Annotated in this window: 17 protein-coding genes; 7 read left to right on the plus strand and 10 right to left on the minus strand. The window is 64.2% G+C overall.

Annotation, left to right across the window (positions count from 1 at the left end; genetic code table 11):
* Positions 1-192 precede the first annotated feature (192 nt).
* The 3 genes from Q7T10_RS14215 (at position 193) to Q7T10_RS14225 (ending at position 2,574) form a co-directional block, all read left to right on the plus strand.
* Entirely contained in the window at positions 193-885 is a 693-nt protein-coding gene (locus Q7T10_RS14215) for a hypothetical protein (RefSeq protein ID WP_304749388.1), read from the plus strand.
* On the plus strand, positions 885-1,910 hold the full coding sequence (locus tag Q7T10_RS14220; RefSeq protein ID WP_304749391.1) for an XdhC family protein: 1,026 nt from the start codon (positions 885-887) through the stop codon (positions 1,908-1,910). Before Q7T10_RS14215 ends, Q7T10_RS14220 begins: the two co-directional genes overlap by 1 nt.
* A gap of 85 nt (positions 1,911-1,995) precedes the next feature.
* Positions 1,996-2,574, plus strand: coding sequence for a cob(I)yrinic acid a,c-diamide adenosyltransferase (locus Q7T10_RS14225; protein ID WP_304749394.1), 579 nt, complete (start codon positions 1,996-1,998; stop codon positions 2,572-2,574).
* A 74-nt stretch (positions 2,575-2,648) separates the two neighbouring features.
* Here the strand turns inward: Q7T10_RS14225 and Q7T10_RS14230 are convergent, their stop codons facing one another.
* The 7 genes from Q7T10_RS14230 to Q7T10_RS14260 all read right to left on the minus strand — a co-directional run bounded on the left by Q7T10_RS14230 (position 2,649) and on the right by Q7T10_RS14260 (position 9,069).
* The gene (locus Q7T10_RS14230; RefSeq protein ID WP_304749397.1) at positions 2,649-3,071 is read right to left on the minus strand and encodes a hotdog fold thioesterase; all 423 of its coding nucleotides are present in this window, start codon (positions 3,069-3,071) and stop codon (positions 2,649-2,651) included.
* A 109-nt stretch (positions 3,072-3,180) separates the two neighbouring features.
* Positions 3,181-4,503: a fumarylacetoacetase gene (gene fahA / locus Q7T10_RS14235; protein WP_304749497.1), complete on the minus strand. Its 1,323-nt coding sequence runs from the start codon at positions 4,501-4,503 to the stop codon at positions 3,181-3,183.
* Positions 4,504-4,521: 18 nt separating this feature from the next.
* Complete coding sequence (locus Q7T10_RS14240; RefSeq protein WP_304749400.1) at positions 4,522-5,325, minus strand: cyclase family protein; 804 nt, start codon at positions 5,323-5,325, stop codon at positions 4,522-4,524.
* A 25-nt stretch (positions 5,326-5,350) separates the two neighbouring features.
* Positions 5,351-6,673, minus strand: coding sequence for a TRAP transporter large permease (locus Q7T10_RS14245; RefSeq protein WP_304749402.1), 1,323 nt, complete (start codon positions 6,671-6,673; stop codon positions 5,351-5,353).
* A complete protein-coding gene (locus Q7T10_RS14250) occupies positions 6,670-7,266 on the minus strand; it encodes a TRAP transporter small permease subunit (RefSeq protein ID WP_304749404.1) in 597 nt (198 codons plus the stop codon). Before Q7T10_RS14250 ends, Q7T10_RS14245 begins: the two co-directional genes overlap by 4 nt.
* 1 nt (position 7,267) lies before the next feature.
* Entirely contained in the window at positions 7,268-8,335 is a 1,068-nt protein-coding gene (locus tag Q7T10_RS14255; protein WP_304749407.1) for a C4-dicarboxylate TRAP transporter substrate-binding protein, read from the minus strand.
* Positions 8,332-9,069, minus strand: coding sequence for a TetR/AcrR family transcriptional regulator (locus tag Q7T10_RS14260; RefSeq protein WP_304749410.1), 738 nt, complete (start codon positions 9,067-9,069; stop codon positions 8,332-8,334). The genes Q7T10_RS14255 and Q7T10_RS14260 overlap by 4 nt, the downstream gene beginning before the upstream one ends.
* A gap of 97 nt (positions 9,070-9,166) precedes the next feature.
* On the opposite strand from Q7T10_RS14260, the gene Q7T10_RS14265 reads away from it, so the two are divergent.
* Entirely contained in the window at positions 9,167-11,242 is a 2,076-nt protein-coding gene (locus tag Q7T10_RS14265) for an acetoacetate--CoA ligase (protein WP_304749413.1), read from the plus strand.
* Positions 11,243-11,323: 81 nt separating this feature from the next.
* On the opposite strand, the gene Q7T10_RS14270 is transcribed toward Q7T10_RS14265, so the two are convergent.
* From Q7T10_RS14270 to Q7T10_RS14280, 3 genes are all read right to left on the minus strand, one after another.
* Positions 11,324-12,049, minus strand: coding sequence for a type IV pili methyl-accepting chemotaxis transducer N-terminal domain-containing protein (locus Q7T10_RS14270; protein WP_304749416.1), 726 nt, complete (start codon positions 12,047-12,049; stop codon positions 11,324-11,326).
* Between the two features lie 163 nt (positions 12,050-12,212).
* Positions 12,213-12,866, minus strand: a complete 654-nt coding sequence (locus Q7T10_RS14275; RefSeq protein WP_304749419.1) for a hypothetical protein — start codon at positions 12,864-12,866, stop codon at positions 12,213-12,215.
* Positions 12,867-12,936: 70 nt separating this feature from the next.
* Positions 12,937-13,512: a TMEM165/GDT1 family protein gene (locus Q7T10_RS14280; RefSeq protein ID WP_304749422.1), complete on the minus strand. Its 576-nt coding sequence runs from the start codon at positions 13,510-13,512 to the stop codon at positions 12,937-12,939.
* Positions 13,513-13,859: 347 nt separating this feature from the next.
* Here Q7T10_RS14280 and Q7T10_RS14285 point away from each other — a divergent pair, with 347 nt between their 5' ends.
* From Q7T10_RS14285 to Q7T10_RS14295, 3 genes are read left to right on the plus strand one after another with little or no spacing between them, the layout of a single operon-like run.
* Positions 13,860-14,627, plus strand: coding sequence for an ABC transporter ATP-binding protein (locus Q7T10_RS14285; RefSeq protein WP_304749425.1), 768 nt, complete (start codon positions 13,860-13,862; stop codon positions 14,625-14,627).
* Positions 14,620-15,519, plus strand: a complete 900-nt coding sequence (locus Q7T10_RS14290; RefSeq protein WP_304749427.1) for an ABC transporter permease — start codon at positions 14,620-14,622, stop codon at positions 15,517-15,519. Before Q7T10_RS14285 ends, Q7T10_RS14290 begins: the two co-directional genes overlap by 8 nt.
* The gene (locus Q7T10_RS14295; RefSeq protein ID WP_304749430.1) at positions 15,516-16,463 is read left to right on the plus strand and encodes an ABC transporter permease; all 948 of its coding nucleotides are present in this window, start codon (positions 15,516-15,518) and stop codon (positions 16,461-16,463) included. The genes Q7T10_RS14290 and Q7T10_RS14295 overlap by 4 nt, the downstream gene beginning before the upstream one ends.
* Positions 16,464-16,516: the final 53 nt, after the last annotated feature.

The raw sequence follows: 16,516 nt of genomic DNA on the forward strand, positions 1-16,516 counted from the left end.
CGTTCATGGGTCGCGCAGTCCCGTGGACCCGCCGCTAGAGTCGCATGCCTGAACTGGTCGGTTTGTGAAGAAAAAGCTCACCCGGCTCTTGCGCGTCTGCCGCCGAATTTTGCGGTCGCAAGGTCCAGGTGAATATGGGGTTTGCCCTAATGAATCATTTTTTCGTTTGTTAATGTGAATAGAACGATTGCCATGAATGCCCCTCCCCACTGGCTGGCCCGCGGCATCGGTTCTGCCGCCCTGACACCCGCCGTATTGATTTTGCTGGTGGGGCTCACGCTGTGGGCGGTCGGACAATCCGGTGCGGTCGGCACCCAGAGTCACCAGACCGTTGTCATCCTTCTGACGCTGGCTGCGGTCGCCGCGGGCTGTGCCGCCCTGGCCTGGATACGTCCCCAGCGCGCCGGGCTGTCGCCCCCGCATGTCATGCTGTCGCTCGGGTTTGGCGGCATGCTGCTGGGCCTGCTGTACGACTTCTATGACGCGGGCCCCGCCCGGCTGGACAGCCTGTGTGCCCAGTCCGCGAACCTGGGCTTCATGGACAGCCTGCAACTTCACCTTGAATTCCTGCCCGGCATGCACGCGGGCATGCTGGTCGGCGGACTGCTGGCGATCCCCAGCCTGCGGTTGCTGAGGGCCCATTGCGGTCGCTACCTGTGCTCGCTCTTTGCCCAGAACCTGATGTGTTCCAGCTGGATGCTGGTGGGCATGACCGCCGGTGCCTTGTGGCTGTCGCGCTGGCAACTTGCTGCGGGTACCAGCACACTGCCGGGCATGCTGGGCGGCATGTTCGTCGGCATGACTTGGGGTATGGTGATCAGTGTGGCGCTGTACCGCGGCTTCTTCACCCTGCGCAACCGCGCCCAGACTAAAAAGGCGGCGTAATGGAAAGTCTTGATCTCCGCGTGCTGGCCGATGCCTTGGCCTGGCGCACGGCCGGCCACGCGGTCACGCTGGTCACCGTGGTGCAAACCTGGGGCAGCGCGCCGCGCCCGCCGGGCGCCCTGCTGGCGGTGCGCGATGACGGCGTGGTCAGCGGTTCCGTCTCGGGTGGCTGCGTCGAAGACGACCTGATTGCCCGCACCAAGGCCGGCTTTAAGGCGACCGATCGTGATACGTCCGCATTGCGCAAACCCGCCATGATCGTCTACGGCGTCAGCCAGGAAGAAGCCGCCCGCTTCGGCCTGCCCTGTGGCGGCACCCTGCGCCTGGTGCAGGAGCCGCTGCTCGACACCGCCTGGGTGACGCAACTGCTGGCCCGCACGGCAGACCACCAGCTGGTGGCGCGCACCCTCACCCTGGCCAGCGGCGCCGTGCAACTCTCCAGCGCCGTGCGCGGCCAGACCATGGCCTTTGACGGCGCCACGCTGAGCACCGTGTTTGGCCCCAAATGGCGCCTGCTGCTGATTGGCGCCGGCCAGCTGTCGCAGGCCGTGGCGCAGATCGCGCTCATGCTCGACTTTGAAGTGCTGGTGTGCGACCCGCGCGAAGAATACGCCGCCACCCTGATGGCGGGCCTGCCGGGAATGGCGGACATCCGCCGGGTGGAGGGCATGCCGGATGACGTCGTGCGCGAGATGGCGCCCGATGCCCACACGGCCATCGTGGCCCTCACGCACGACCCCAAGCTCGACGACATGGCTTTGCTCGAAGCGCTCAAGTCCCATGCGTTTTACGTCGGCGCCTTGGGCTCGCGCCGCAACCAGGACGCGCGCAAGCGGCGCCTGGCCGAGCACTTTGACCTGAGCCACGAAGAGCTGGAGCGCCTGCACGGCCCGGTCGGACTGGCACTGGGTGCCAAAACGCCGGCCGAGATCGCGGTGTCCATCGTGGCCGAGATCGTGCAGGTCAAAAACGCAGTGGCCGGCGCTGCGGCCGCGCTGACCACGGCGGGCTGTGTCCTGACCTGACGCAGAGCCACGGCGCAGCCCCGCGCTGCGGCGCCGTCGTGCCGCGATTGGCGTGACAATAGCGGCCACAAAGGAGCGCTCCATCATGGGACAACGACTGACACAAATTGCCACCCGCACCGGCGACAACGGCACCACGGGGCTGGGCGACAACACGCGGGTATCCAAGAACAGCCTGCGCGTGCACGCCATGGGCGACGTGGACGAGCTCAATTCCAACATCGGCGTCTTGCTGTGCGAAGTCATGCCCGAGAGCGTGCGCTTACTTTTGGTGGAAATCCAGCACCAGCTGTTCAACCTCGGTGGCGAGTTGTCCATTCCCGGTTTCGAGCTGCTCAAGCCGGAGGCCGTGCTGGCGCTGGACGTCGCACTGGCCGAGCACAATGCCGCACTGCCGCGCTTGCAGGAGTTCATCCTGCCCGCCGGCAGCCGCGCCGCATCCTTGGCCCATGTCTGCCGCACTGTGGCGCGCCGCGCCGAACGTGCGGTGGTGGCGCTGGAAGGCCAGGAGGCACTGAAAGACACGCCGCGTCAGTACCTGAATCGCCTGAGTGACCTGATGTTTGTGCTGGCGCGCGTGCTCAACCGCTACCGCACCGACGGCACGGCAGGTGATGACGTGTACTGGAAGAGTGAGAAGCTGGCGCAAGCCGCTTCGGAATAACGAACCGACGCAATTGCTATTAAATAGATAGCATGTGGCGCTTATTCGACGGGGGCTAGGGCCCGATTTGATGCCTAACGGGGCGTCAGCATCGCCATCGTGATGCGCGACACGCAGGTCAGTTCGCCGCTGTCGTTGCGCATCTCGATCTGCCAGACTTGCGTGGTACGGCCGATATGCACCGGGCGTGCGGTACCGGTGACCCAGCCGCTGCTCACGCCCTTGAGGTGATTGGCGTTGATGTCCAGTCCGACGGCGCCATGACCCTCGGGACTGGCATAGGCGGCGCCGCAGGAACCCAGCGTCTCGGCCAGCACCACGCTCACGCCGCCGTGCAGCAGGCCGTAGGGCTGTACGGTGCGTTTGTCCACCGGCACGCGGGCCCGGATGAAGTCGTCGCCCACCTCCAGAAACTCAATGCCTAAATGGGAGGTCGCTGTGTTGAGGCTGATCGTGGTGAGCTCGTCCACAGAGATTGGTTTTTTCCAGATGCGCATCAAGGTTCCAGGCAGATTCGTTGGTGGAACTATAAACAAAACCGGATGCCCTCCCTTGTCAAACAGGTGTCACCAGCTGTTGGTTTCATGGCAAGCGCCAGGCCGATTTTCAGTTGCCGAGGGCGGGGAGGATTTCTCCCTGGCTCTGACCAAAGCCGATGCGGGCATGGCCGGGTTTCTCGCACCAGCCCTTCAGGATGACCGCGTCGCCGTCGTGCAGAAAGCCGCGCTGCTCGCCGTCGTCCAGGATCACCGGTTTGCGGCCGCCTTCGGTCAGCTCAATCAGCGCGCCGGCCTCCTGCGCGGTGGGGCCGGAGATGGTGCCGCTGCCCAGCAAGTCGCCCGGCTGCAGGTTGCAGCCGCCCATGGTGTGGTGCGTCACCATTTGCGCCACCGACCAGTACTGGTGCCGGAAGCTGGTATGCGACAGACGGGCCGCACCCAGACCCCGCGCGCGCTGTTGTGCCGTTTCCAGCCAGACTTCCAGCTGAATATCAATGGCGCCCTGTGCCCGGTTGCCCTTCGATTCCAGATAGGCCAGCGGCTGCGGGTCGCCGGGCGGGCGGCTCCAGGGTTGGCGGTAGGGCGCAAGCGCCTCCAGCGTCACAATCCAGGGCGAAATGGTGGTGGCAAAGTTCTTGCCCAGGAAGGGACCCAGTGGCGCCATCTCCCAGAACTGGATGTCCCGTGCTGACCAGTCATTGAGCAGGCAGATGCCAAAGACGTGGGGCTCGGCCTGGTCCAGTGCAATCGGTTCGCCCTGCGCATTGCCCTGGCCGATGTAGATGCCCAGCTCCAGTTCATAGTCCAGGCGTGCGCAGGGGCCGTACACCGGCGCGCTGGCGCCAGGCGGCATGGCCTGGCCCATGGGCCGGCGAAACATCTGGCCACTGACACCGATGCTGGAGGCGCGGCCGTGATAGGCAATCGGCACCCACTGGAAGTTCGGCGTGATGGGCTCATCCGGGCGGAACATCTTGCCGATGTTGAGCGCGTGGTGAATCGACGTGTAGAAATCGGTGTAGTCGCCAATGCGGGTCGGCACCGCGTATTCCACCGTGCCTTGCGGCACCAGGCAGGCGCGCACGGCCGCCACCGACGTGGCGGACGCGGTGCTTTGCAGCAGCGCAAACAGGGCGTGGCGCAGCGCCTGCCAGGCCGCCGGTCCCATGGCCAGGAAGTCGTTGAGCACGGACTGCGTGCATTGGCCGGCTGCCTTGGCCGCCAGCCCCTCCAGGCAATCGGCACGGTTCAAGGCGGCGAGGTCAATCACCTGGTCGCCAATGGCGACGCCACCGCGAAAGGCTTCGTTGCTGCCAGTGCGGCGAAACACCGAGAACGGCAGGTTCTGGACGGGGAAGTCACAGCCGGCGGCATTGGCCGATTCAAGCCAGCTCGTGGCCGTGACATCGTGGGTGTGGTTGAGTTGCATCGTCGGGCTCATGGGGTTTCAGGCGGCGTTCAGCCGGTCATCGAAGATGGCCACGGCGCGGGTCCAGCCGGCCGATGCGCCGCGAATCTTGTGCGGGAAGCAGGAGATGTAAAAGCCGGTGGCCGGCAGGGATTCAAGGTTGTGCAGCTTCTCAAGATGGCAGTAGCCAATGTCGCGCCCGGCCTTGTGGCCTTCCCAGATCAGCGAGGCGTCATGGGTTTCGCCGTATTTCTTGGCCGTGTGCACAAAGGGCGCGTCCCAGCTCCAGGCGTCGGTGCCGGTCAGGCGCACGCCGCGCTCCAGCAGGTACATGGTGGCTTCATAGCCCATGCCGCAGCCGGACGACACGTAGTCCGGCTCGCCGTAGCGCGCACCGGCACGCGTGTTGACCACCACAATCTCCAGTGGCGAGATGGTGTGCCCGATGCGCTTGAGCTCGGCCTCCACATCCGCGGCGGTCACCACATAGCCGTCAGGCAACTGGCTGAAGTCAAGCTTCACGCCGGGCTGGAAACACCATTCCAGCGGCACCTCGTCGATGGCAATTGCGCGCTCCTGGTGCCCCAGCGCCTTGTTCATGGTGCTGTGAAAGTGGTAGGGCGCGTCCAGGTGGGTGCCGTTGTGGGTCGACAGGGCCACCCGCTCGACCGCCCAGCCCTCGCCATCGGGCAGGTCTTCTTTCTTGAGGCCGGGGAAGAAGGGCTCGATCTGCTCGAAGGTGTTTTCGTGCGTGAAGTACTCGATCTTGGGCGCAAAGGCCGGTGGATCGCTCAGCACATCGTTTTCAAGGTAGATCGACAGATCAACAAATTTGCGTGTCATGGATTGCTCCGCTTTCTCTTGGGAATTATTTAAGCAGCACCAGGCTGATCTGGGGAAACGCCATCAGCAGCGCCAGCACCGCCAGCATGGTGAGCGTGAAGGGCGCCGTGCCGCGGAAGATGTCGCCCAGCCGGATATCGAGCGTGTTGCCCAGCGTGCTTTTGATGACGTAGACACTGAGGCCGAAGGGGGGCGTCAGCAGGCCGATCTCCACCGCCACCACCGTGATCACGCCGAACCAGATCAGGTTCAAGCCAAACTGCTGCGCGATCGGCAGCATCAGCGGCAGCACGATCAGCAGGATGGATGACGAGTCGATGATGGTGCCCAGCAGAATGATGATGACCACATAGATCAGCAGGAACGCCACCACGCCGAAGCCGGCCACCGACATCCATTCCAGCAGGGCCTGAGGTGTGCCGCTCATGGCCAGCATACGGGTGTAGATGTTGGCGCAGATGATCAGGAAGCTCACCGAGACGGTGACGTGGCCGGTCTCGGTCAAAACCCCCCAGAAGCTGCGCAGTGTGAGCTTGCGCCGGACCACGGCGATCAACAACGCCATCAGCGCGCCCACGGCCCCGGCCTCGGTGGCGGTGAACAGGCCGGCGTAGATGCCGCCCAGGATGGAGCCGATCAGCAGCACGATAGGGACGATCTTGAGCAGCATCTCGCTCACCGGCATCAGCGCGTCGTCTTCCACGGCCTGCGGCGTGCCGTCCCGGTACACCATATCCGGGCGCAGGTGGGCCATCGCGACGATGACCACGGCGAAAGCCACCGCCAGCAGCAGGCCGGGCACGATGCCGGCGGTGAAGAGGTCGCCCACCGACTGGTCGGCCAGGAAGCCGTAGAGGATCATCAGCAAGCTGGGTGGAATCAGCATGCCCAGCACCGATGAGCCTGCCACCACGCCGACCGCAAATTTGGGCTGATAGCCAAAGCGCAGCATCTGCGGCACGGCCACCCGGGTGAACACCGCCGCCGAGGCGATGGAAATCCCGGTGATCGCCGCAAACACCGCGTTGGCGGCCACCGTGGCCACGCCCAGCCCGCCACGGATGCGCCGGAACGCCTGGTTGGCCACGTCAAACGCATCCTTCCCGATGTCGGCATACGCGACCAGAAAGCCGGTGAGCACGAACAGCGGCACCACGCCGAAGATGTGGCTGGCAATGGAGTCGCTCACCGCCTGCGCGAGCAGGTTGGCGGCGACGCCCGCGTCATCACGGATGAGCCACACCCCGACGAAGCTGATCAGGCCCAGCGTGATGGAGACATGCAGGCCGGCGTAGATGAACACCAGCATCAGCACCAGCGAGCCCAGGGCAATCGTCACACTGCTCATGAACGGCCTCCGGTGGTGCGGCGGCTGGCCATGCGGCGCAGGTCCAGCCAGGCCAGCATCAGAAAACACAGCGCCGTGACCGCCAGGCCCAGCAGCGTGATCAGCCGCACCGGCCACACCGGTGCCTGGAAGTCGCCGATTGCGCCCACGTATTCGCGGATGCGGATCGACTCGACCAGAGGCTCCCAACTCGCCGCGAGAATGACAAGCATCAGCGCCAGGCCCACCAGGTGGTACAGCGCGTGCAGCGCATCGGTCAGGGCGGGGCGGGTGTGCTTGAGCCGGTCCAGCAGAATGTCGGCACGCGTGAAGCGGCCGCTGCGCAGGGTGTCACCCAGCTGCAGGAACACGATGCCCACGATGGACAGCGACACCAGCTCGGTGACGCCGCGCACCGGCACACCCAGCAGGTTGCGGCCGAACACGTCCAGGTTGATCAGCACCATCAGCGCCAGGATCCACAGGGTTCCCAGTGCGTTCATGCCGCTGACCAGATGGTGCAGGCCAAACGGCAGCGCCGTGCCGTAGGAGTCGGACGCGATCGCGCCTGCGGCAGGCGCGGCGTGGGCTTGCCGTTGCGCGGCTTGGGTCACCTCATTTACTCCAGTCGCGCGGCACCTTGGCGCCGGCCTTGGTCAGGCTCGACATATAGGCGTTGAGCACCTCATTGGCCGGCAGGCCCTTGCTCTGAGCGTCGGCCGCCCAGGTTTTGGCCACCGGCGACAGGGCGTCGGCCCAGCGCTTGCGTTCGGCGTCGCTGAGTTCGCTGAACTTGGCGCCGGCCGCGGTCATCTCCTTCACACGTGTGTCCACCAGCGCGCTCTGGGCCTTGGCATATTGCGCCGTCCAGGTGTCGCCGGCCTCGCGGATGGCGGTCTGCACCTCGGGGGGCAGGCGGTCGAAGCGGTTCTTGTTGATGACGACGCCGCCGGCGAACATGGCACCGAAATTGACCTTGGTCACATAAGGCGCCACTTCGTGCAGCTTGGCACCCCAGGCACCGGTGGTGAACACCACCGCGCCGTCCGACACGCCGGACTTGATGTCTTCGTAATAGGTGTTGAGCGAGCCGGCCACGCCCACTGCGCCGGTGCCGCGGATCCAGTTGGCCGCAGGGCCGGGCGCGCTGATCTTCTTGCCGTTGAGGTCTTCATACCGGGTGATCGGGAACTTGGACCAGATGTGGTACGAGTCCAGCGCCATGCCGCCGAGGTAAACCAGGCCGTTCTTGGTCCAGGCGTCGGACATGGCGGGAATGTTCTTTTGCATGTCGGCGATTGTCTTGCTCACCAGGTCAATGCGGTCGCTGCCGAAGGGCGTGTAGTAGGAGATGTTTTGCAGCGGGAACTTGGCCGCCTCGAACAGCGTGCTCACCACGCCCACATCGGCCACGCCATCGGCCACGCCCTTGGACTCGCTGCCCAGTTTCATCAGCGTGCCGCCCCAGGCCTTGGTCCATTCGATCTTGTACTTGCCACCCGCGGCGAGCTTCTTGTCCACTTCGGGAATGAACACTTCGTCGAGCGTCTTGATCCACAGAAACACCGGCGGGTGGCCGGCCGCAGCGGTGAGTTTGATCACCTGCTGCGCGTGAGCGCCGCTACTGGCGACCAGGGCCAGGACAGTGATCAGCAGAGTTTTCTGGAACAGTTTTTTCTTCATGCTTGTCTCCTCGTCGGTTTATGAAACCTGGTTGTAGTTGGGGCCGGCGTGGGCAAGGCAGCGCGTATGCCGCCCACAATGAACTTGTTGAGCAGGACGCCGGCGGCCGGGTCACCCTGCACACTCTCGCCTCTGGACAGGCGCTCTACCCGGGTGTCGCTCAGATGGTGCAACAACGCGCCCAGGACAAATTGATAACACCAGGCGACCTGCCCGCGTGCGGCATGGGGCAGGACGCCGTGCATGGCGTCAATGAAAGCATTGGCCAGCGGGTCGAAGTAGGCGCGCAGCACCCGGTCGGTTTCCGCGGTCGCATGGTAGAGCTCGCGTGCCACCAGCAGCGCGTAGTACTCGCCTTCGGCACTGGTGCGCAGCCGCAGCACCGGCCCGGTGAAGGCTTCAACAATGCGCGCCAGCGTGCGCGGGTCTTGTGGGTCATGCGGGATGCGGCGCAGCGCCGCCAGGCGCTCCTCAATCGTGTCGTTCCAGTGCTCAAAAATGGCGTAGAAGAGCTCATGCTTCGGGCCGTAGTAATAAGCGACCAGGGCCAGTGGTACACCGGCCTCCTCGGCAATTTGCCGGATGCTGACGGCGTGGTAGCCGCGCTGCGCAAACAGTTTTTCTGCCGCCAGCAAGATGGCCGCCTTGCGATCGGGGCGCGCGACGGTTCGGCGCGCCGCGCGTGCCGGAGGCTGGCGTGGGCTGGCGGGAGCGGTCGGTGAAAGCGGGCTCATGACGCCATTGGACAACCGTACAAGAAATTGAACATCCGTGCAAACCCTGACGCACATGCGCTTGCCCGAATGCGCCGAGTCGCGCTACCCTTGGCATATGACTCAACCCACAACACCGCCCTTCGTTCCGCAGATTCGCCTGTATCAGAACTGGTTGCGCGAGCAGCGCGGCCTGTCGTTTGATTCGTATGACGACCTTTGGCGCTGGTCCACGACCGATCTGGACGCGTTCTGGCAAAGCATCTGGGACTACGGCGATCTGCGGTCGCCCACGCCGCACAGCGTGGTGTGTGACGGCGCGCCCATGCCGCGCACCAAGTGGTTTGTCGGTGCCCAATACAACTATGCGCAGCAGGTCTTGCGGCATGTCGGGGCGGCTGATGCAGCAGGTCTCTCAGCCATCATCAGCCACAACGAGAAAAGCCTGGGCACCGCGCCTGCGCGGCATCTGAGCTGGCCCGAGCTGCGCCGCCAGGTGGCTTCGCTCGCCCTGCACCTGCAGGCGCAGGGCGTGCAGCCCGGTGACCGCGTGGCCGCCTACCTGCCCAATATCCCCGAGGCCGCGGTCGCGTTTCTGGCAACCGTGAGCATCGGCGGCGTGTGGAGCATCTGCGCGCCCGACATGGGGACCCACGCGGTGCTGGACCGCTTCCGGCAGATCGAGCCCAAGGTGCTGTTCGCCTGCGATGGCGTCACCTATGGTGGGCGCGACTTTGACCGCACTGCGGTGGTGGCCGAGTTGTGTGCGGCACTGCCCTCGGTACGGCATGTGATCCTGCACGACAACCTGGGCCTGGACACGAGTGCTATTAAAAAGATAGCGACATGCGCTGATTTCACGGGGGCTACAGCCCGAAATGATGCGCAAACCAATGCGTTCGAGCCGATGTGGCTGTCGTTTGACCATCCCTTGTGGATTGTCTATTCCAGCGGCACCACCGGCCTGCCCAAGCCCATCGTGCACGGTCATGGCGGTACGGTCATCGTGGCGCAGGCGCTCAAAGGCTTGCACAACGATGTGGGCTGCAGCTACGACGCCAACTCCCTGGGCGAGCGCTACCACTGGTACAGCTCCACCGGCTGGGTGATGTGGAACGCGCAGATCAGCGGGCTGCTGAGCGGCACCACCTGCTGCATTTTTGACGGCAACCCGGGTGGCAGCACCGTCGATGCCGCAGGCAACAAGGTGGCGCCCGACTGGACCACGCTGTGGCGGTTTGCGGCCGAGCTGGGTGTGACCTTCTTCGGCGCTGGTGCCGCATTTTTTGCCAACTGCCTGAAGGCGGGTGTGGACCTGGCAACTTGCGGCGATCTCTCCAGCGTCCGGGCGCTGGGCACCACCGGCTCCCCCCTGAGTGCAGAAGCGCAACGCTGGGGCACCGAGCAGTTCGCCCGGCTGGCCGGCACCGAGGCCCAGAAGGACATCTGGTGGTGCAATATTTCGGGCGGCACTGATTTTGCCGGTGCTTTCATTGGGGGCAACCGCGAGCTGCCGCAAGTCGCCGGTGAAATGCAGTGCCGCTTGCTGGGCTGTGCGGTGGAGGCCTGGAACGAGCAGGGCCAGCCGGTGATCGACGAGGTGGGCGAGCTGGTGTGCAGCCAGCCCATCCCCAGCATGCCGCTGTATTTCTGGGGCGACGAGGGCAACCAGCGCTACCTCTCCAGCTACTTCGACATGTACCCCGGCGTTTGGCGCCATGGCGACTGGCTCAAGGTCGGGCGCCACGGCGGCTGCATCATCTATGGCCGCAGTGACGCCACCATCAACCGGCACGGCCTGCGCATGGGCACCAGCGAGCTGTACAGCGCGGTGGAAGCCTTGCCCGAAGTGCTGGACTCGATGGTGGTCGATCTGGAGTACCTGGGGCGCGAGAGCTACATGCCGCTGTTTGTGGTGCTGCGCGAGGGCGTGACGCTGGACGACACGGTTCGCAGCAGGATCAATGAGGCCATCAAAACTGCCCTGTCACCGCGCTTTGTTCCCAACGAGATCTTTCAGGTGGCAGAAATTCCGCGCACCCTCTCGGGCAAAAAGCAGGAACTGCCGATCAAGAAGCTGCTGCTGGGCCAACCGCTGGAGAAGGTGGTCAACCGCGAGGCCATGGCCAATCCGGGTTGTCTGGAGTGGTATGTGGCACTGGCGCGTTCGCGTCAGTCAGGGGCGAGTGAATAGTCTGCCGAACTTGAAACCAGGACGTCACGCCAGCAGCCGTTCTGGCTGCAGTGGCGCCACGGTGATGATCGGCAACTTCCGCTAACGGGGCACAGCCTGTGCCTGGGCCACGAGCTGCGCAACCAGTTCCTCGGTGGCCGCGAGCACGCGCTCACTCAACTCGGCGACGCGCGCGGCATCCCCGCGCATCTTCGCGGGCTCCCGGCTCGCGAACAGCAGCTGTTGATACGGTTCCCACTCGCGCCGGATTCGCGCAACGCCTGCCTTGCTCTGCGCCGATGGAAGTTGCGAACTTTCAATCTGGATCAGCACGGCAGTGAAATGCGCGCGGCTGAGGTGCAATTCCATATCGGCCGCATCGTCATGGAGTCCCCAGGTGCGATAGAAATAGAACTTGGCCATGCGCTGCGAGAGCATGCGCTGGCGTCCCGCGATGCTCACCAGGTGATCGAGTGGCGTCGCGTTGACCTGCTCGTAGGCCAGCGTCGCGCTGTGTGCCGCTTGCTGCAGCGCCTCGTTGGCGTCGTAGAGCTCAGTCGCACCCGCCTTGCCCGGTGCAGCTGACAGCAGCGCCCTGCATTTTGGCCATGCGCCTTCCAGCTTCGCGAGCGCACTGCGCACCATCGGGGTCGGCTGGAACGTTTTCAGCGCCGCGAGTTCGGATTCGAACTGATTGATCGATCCTTGCAGGATGGTCCGGGCGTCATCGGCCGCGATTCCCTGTCCCAGCAGGAGGTACGCCTTCACCATGCGCTGCGAGAGCATGCGCAGACGCCCGGCCATATTCACGGCGGAGGCGGTATCCATCCTTGTCGCCGCCGCTGGGGACGCTTGTGCATGCACAGACAATGGCGACGCTGCAAACGCCAGCCCGCCCAGGAACCCTATGCAGAATTGGAGTCTGTTCATGATCTCGGGGGAGTGATGGGTTGATTGCGCTAGGGCAGGGTGGGTGTGGTTGCACTACGGGCTAGAACTGGAATTTCAGACCCAGGCTGAACAGGGCGTCACCACTGGAGTGGCCCACGGTGCCGTCGATCTGAACGTTTTTGACCAGCTCGGTGCGCAGCCCCAGCTGGAAAGTGGGGCTTGATTGTTCCTGGCCAAAGTACTCGACATGAGCGGTCATGGCGCCGAACTCGCGCTCAAAGGCCACGCCCCAGGTGTTCAGTGTTGGGCCATCAGGCGGGCGATTCGCGCCCAGGTTGAGGTGCAGGGAGCCCGCGTCCATATTGCAGCTCAGCAGACCATTGATGAAGGGCGTGTTGCCGCTGCCGTCATTGGGCCGTGAGGCGCCGATGGCAGCCCCCACATTGCAGCCGTCCTTCAGGGACGGCGTGAGACGGAACTTGGCCTGCAGTGCGGTGGTGTTGACCTCGTTGCTTGCGTCGCGTGCCCAGGAGGCGGAAATCTCCATGCCCTCGGTCAATCCGTAGGCAGGCGCCACGGTCCACACATCGGCCCCACCGGGCTGCTGTGCATACCAGGCTTCTACATGACCCGAGCCCACCTCGTTGACGTTGGCATCGTCTACCGCCAGCGGGCGACCGGCCAGACACAGGCTGCTGGAAAGGAGGGCCAATGTGAAGATGATCGGGGCGATGATTCTGGCTGTGGGTCGCATGGTGGTCCTTGAACGGTAGCAAGCGATATCTTATTTCGGCCCTTTGCGACTTGGTCCTGTGGCTGATCTTCTACTGAAACAGCTTTTCGACTTTGAGCAGCGTCAACAATCCCATCAGCGCGAAGATCCCCGCTGCAATGGAGTGGACCAGTTTCATGGGGATCTTTGCGGCGAACTTGTTGCCCAGAAATACCGCAGGCACATCGGCCAGCAGCATGCCCAGCGTGGTGCCGGCGATCACCAGCAGCGGAGCGCCATAGTGCGCTGCCAGGGCTACCGTGGCAATCTGGGTCTTGTCACCCATCTCAGCCAGAAAGAACGTGATGAACGTGGCCCCGAAGACGCCCAGATGTTTCGCCACCTGGGTTTCTTCTTCCTCGATCTTGTCGGGAATCATGGTCCAGATCGCCATGCCGATAAACGACAGGCCCAGCGCCCAGCGCATGGTCTCGGGACTCACCACCGACGTGATCCACGCCCCCAACGCGCCTGCCAGGCCATGATTGACCAGCGTGGCGCACAGGATGCCCGCAATGATGGGTATTGGTTTTTTGAAACGCGCTGCGAGGATGAACGCGAGCAGCTGGGTCTTGTCGCCGATTTCGGCGAGCGCAACCACGCCGGTTGAGATGAAGAGAGCTTCCATGATGAATTCCCGGGCCGGACAAAACAATGACCACTCAACTCCCCCGGCCCATCCGAAGGGGGTGCGGCCAAAGGTCTTGCCAAGTCGAGATCCGACTGCTCCCCAGTGACCGGCCAATTTTATCAGCGGGGTCTGTGCAAACGCGAAAGACACCCGGGCAACGGTCACGCAAAGTGGTGACGCCGGGCGGTACAAACCCTAGTGATATTTTTGGCACGAAACTAGCTTGTGTCGATAGAATAACTTGACCAATTGGTTAGTTTCTTCTTTATGGTGCAGCCCCGCTTAATTTTTGCGTGTCAATGAAAAATCCTGAAGTGTCGTCAAGGTTGTCGGTTGCCTCCCCCTTGGCCGTCCAAGTCCGCAATGCCAGTGTGATTTACCAGGCTACGGATTCACCCGTTCACGCCCTCAGCGACATTGACCTGGACATCCGTGAGGGCGAGTTCGTTGCGCTGATCGGTCCCTCGGGTTGTGGCAAGACGACCTTGATGCGCGTGATTGCCGATCTGGAGAAAATCAGCGCCGGCGAGGTCCTGGTCAACGGCGTCACCCCGCACCAGGCTCGTCTGGCCCGCGCGTATGGCTATGTCTTTCAGGCGCCAGCCCTGTTCCCGTGGCGCACCGTGCTGGCCAACGTCACCTTGCCGCTGCAGATTCAGGGCCGCTCCCGGGCTGACAGCAAGGCGATTGCGCTGGAACAACTGGCCCGCGTCGGGTTGACGGGTTTCGAGCAGAAGTACCCCTGGCAGCTGTCCGGCGGCATGCAGCAGCGCGTTTCCATCGCGCGGGCCCTGTCGTTCGAGCCGCGTATTCTGATGATGGATGAACCCTTTGGTGCGCTGGACGAAATCACGCGTGACCGGCTCAACGAGCAGTTGCAGCAGCTCTGGCAGCGGGAGCGCCGCACTGTCGTGTTTGTCACCCATTCCATTGCCGAGGCGGTCTATTTGTCCACCCGCATCGTGGTCATGTCGCCGCGTCCCGGGCGCATTGTCAAGGTGATTGACTCACCCCTGCCGGATGAGCGGCACCTGGGGCTGCGCGACACCGCGGCATTCATCGAAGTGGCGCACGCGGTGCGCGAAGCCCTGGCTGATGGCCACCATGACTGACACCCTCGGCACCAGCAGCATGGCGCGGCTCAGGCTGCAGGGCTTGCCCGTGGCCGTCATGCTGCTGGCGGTATTGCTGGCCTGGTATGGCGCGGCCTGGTGGCTCAATGCCCCGGGCGCGATCGAACGCGTGCTGCCCCAGGACGGTGCATGGAACTGGCAAGACCTGCTGGGCGCCACCATGTCGATGCAGCGCCCCCTTATGCCCGCGCCCCATCAGGTGGCGCTGGATCTCTGGTCCAGTCTGGTGGACTGGCCGCTGGACTCTCCGCGCAACCTGCTGTACCACGTGGCGGTGACCGCGGAGTCCACGTTGTGGGGCTTCGTCATGGGCACCCTGCTGGGCCTGATCCTGTCGGTGTGCATTGTCCATTCGCGCACGCTGGACCGGGCCCTGTTGCCCTGGATCGTGGCCTCGCAAACCGTGCCGGTGCTGGCGATTGCGCCCATCGTGCTGGTGATTCTGGGCAGCCTGGGCTTTGCCGGTGTCGCGCCCAAAGCGGTGATCGCCATGTACCTGTGCTTTTTCCCGGTCACGGTGGCCATGGTGCAGGGCCTGCGCTCGCCCCAGCGCATCGAGACCGAGATGCTGCACACCTATGCCGCCACGCGCTGGCAGGCCTTGTGGCTGCTGCGCCTGCCGGCTGCCTTGCCTTTTCTGTTTCCTGCCCTGCGTGTCGGCATCGCCGCCGGCCTGGTGGGGGCCATGGTGGCCGAGTTGCCCACGGGCGCGCAGGCCGGCCTGGGCGCGCGTCTGCTGACCGGCTCCTATTACGGCAACACGGTGCAAATCTGGTCAGCGCTGGTGATGTCGGCCTTGCTCGGCCTGACGCTGACCACGGTCGTGGCCGGCGTTGAGCGCCTGGTGCTGCGACACCGGAGCCAGGCATGACGCGCACCACAAAATTGACCGCGCTGCTGGTGTTGGCCTGCCTGGCCGGCGCGGTACTGTTGATGCCGCTGGCGTCTGCCGCCGGTGACGAGCCGCCGACGCCGCTGTTCTGGCTGGCCACGGTCGTACTGGCGGTATTGGCCGTGCAGTCGATCCGGCGCATGGCCGCTCTCGATGGTGCCCGCATTTACGGCATGTTGACGGCAGCCCTGTTTGGCCTGTGGGTGGTCTATTTCTGGCAGTTGCTGGTGGTCGCGTTTGAGGTGCCCAGGGTCTTGCTGCCGCCGCCCAGTCTGATCCTGCAATCCATCGCCAGCCATTGGTCCACGCTGTGGGGCGACTTTGTGCAAACCGTGCTCAAGGCGGTGCTAATCGGCTGGGCGCTGGGCTCCGGCCTGGGTTTTGCGGTGGCTGTTGCCATTGACCGCATGCCCTTCCTGCAACGCGGCTTGCTGCCGCTGGCGTCCCTGACCAGCACCATCCCCCTGGTGGCGGTGGCGCCGATCGCCGTGATGTGGTTTGGCTTCGAGTGGCAGTCCAAGGCGGCGGTCGTGGTGCTGATGACCTTCTTCCCCATGCTGGTGTCCACGCTGGCCGGGCTCAAAGCCTCGGGCAAGCTGGAGCGCGAGCTGATGTACAGCTACGCGGCCAGCTACACACGCACCCTGCTGGCGCTGCGATTGCCGGCCGCGTTGCCCTTCATGTTCGGCGCGCTCAAGGTCAATGCCACACTGGCCCTGATCGGTGCCATCGTGGCCGAGTTTTTTGGCTCGCCCACGTCGGGGCTGGGCTTTCGTATTTCGACCGAGGCGTCTCGCATGAACATGCCGCTGGTGTGGGGTGCCATTGTGGTGGCGGCGGTGACCGGGTCGGTCGCCTATGCCGTGCTGGTTCAGCTGGAACGCCGTGCCGCGTTCTGGCATCCTTCGGTGCGTGAAGGATGATCGTGTTTCCTGCCGTGTGGCCAGCCATTCCCGGCTGACCGTTTCTTTGTTCT

Source organism: Rhodoferax sp., assembly GCF_030646845.1.
Classification (GTDB): Bacteria; Pseudomonadota; Gammaproteobacteria; order Burkholderiales; family Burkholderiaceae_C; genus Rhodoferax.

Bases quoted from the DNA above. Each gene is read 5' to 3' on its own strand.
- Q7T10_RS14215 (WP_304749388.1), top strand. From the start codon at position 193: ATGAATGCCCCTCCCCACTGGCTGGCCCGCGGCATCGGTTCTGCCGCC.
- Q7T10_RS14220 (WP_304749391.1), top strand. From the start codon at position 885: ATGGAAAGTCTTGATCTCCGCGTGCTGGCCGATGCCTTGGCCTGGCGC.
- Q7T10_RS14225 (WP_304749394.1), top strand. From the start codon at position 1,996: ATGGGACAACGACTGACACAAATTGCCACCCGCACCGGCGACAACGGC.
- Q7T10_RS14230 (WP_304749397.1), bottom strand. From the start codon at position 3,071: ATGCGCATCTGGAAAAAACCAATCTCTGTGGACGAGCTCACCACGATC.
- fahA (WP_304749497.1), bottom strand. From the start codon at position 4,503: ATGCAACTCAACCACACCCACGATGTCACGGCCACGAGCTGGCTTGAA.
- Q7T10_RS14240 (WP_304749400.1), bottom strand. From the start codon at position 5,325: ATGACACGCAAATTTGTTGATCTGTCGATCTACCTTGAAAACGATGTG.
- Q7T10_RS14245 (WP_304749402.1), bottom strand. From the start codon at position 6,673: ATGAGCAGTGTGACGATTGCCCTGGGCTCGCTGGTGCTGATGCTGGTG.
- Q7T10_RS14255 (WP_304749407.1), bottom strand. From the start codon at position 8,335: ATGAAGAAAAAACTGTTCCAGAAAACTCTGCTGATCACTGTCCTGGCC.
- Q7T10_RS14260 (WP_304749410.1), bottom strand. From the start codon at position 9,069: ATGAGCCCGCTTTCACCGACCGCTCCCGCCAGCCCACGCCAGCCTCCG.
- Q7T10_RS14265 (WP_304749413.1), top strand. From the start codon at position 9,167: ATGACTCAACCCACAACACCGCCCTTCGTTCCGCAGATTCGCCTGTAT.
- Q7T10_RS14270 (WP_304749416.1), bottom strand. From the start codon at position 12,049: ATGGATACCGCCTCCGCCGTGAATATGGCCGGGCGTCTGCGCATGCTC.
- Q7T10_RS14275 (WP_304749419.1), bottom strand. From the start codon at position 12,866: ATGCGACCCACAGCCAGAATCATCGCCCCGATCATCTTCACATTGGCC.
- Q7T10_RS14280 (WP_304749422.1), bottom strand. From the start codon at position 13,512: ATGGAAGCTCTCTTCATCTCAACCGGCGTGGTTGCGCTCGCCGAAATC.
- Q7T10_RS14290 (WP_304749427.1), top strand. From the start codon at position 14,620: ATGACTGACACCCTCGGCACCAGCAGCATGGCGCGGCTCAGGCTGCAG.
- Q7T10_RS14295 (WP_304749430.1), top strand. From the start codon at position 15,516: ATGACGCGCACCACAAAATTGACCGCGCTGCTGGTGTTGGCCTGCCTG.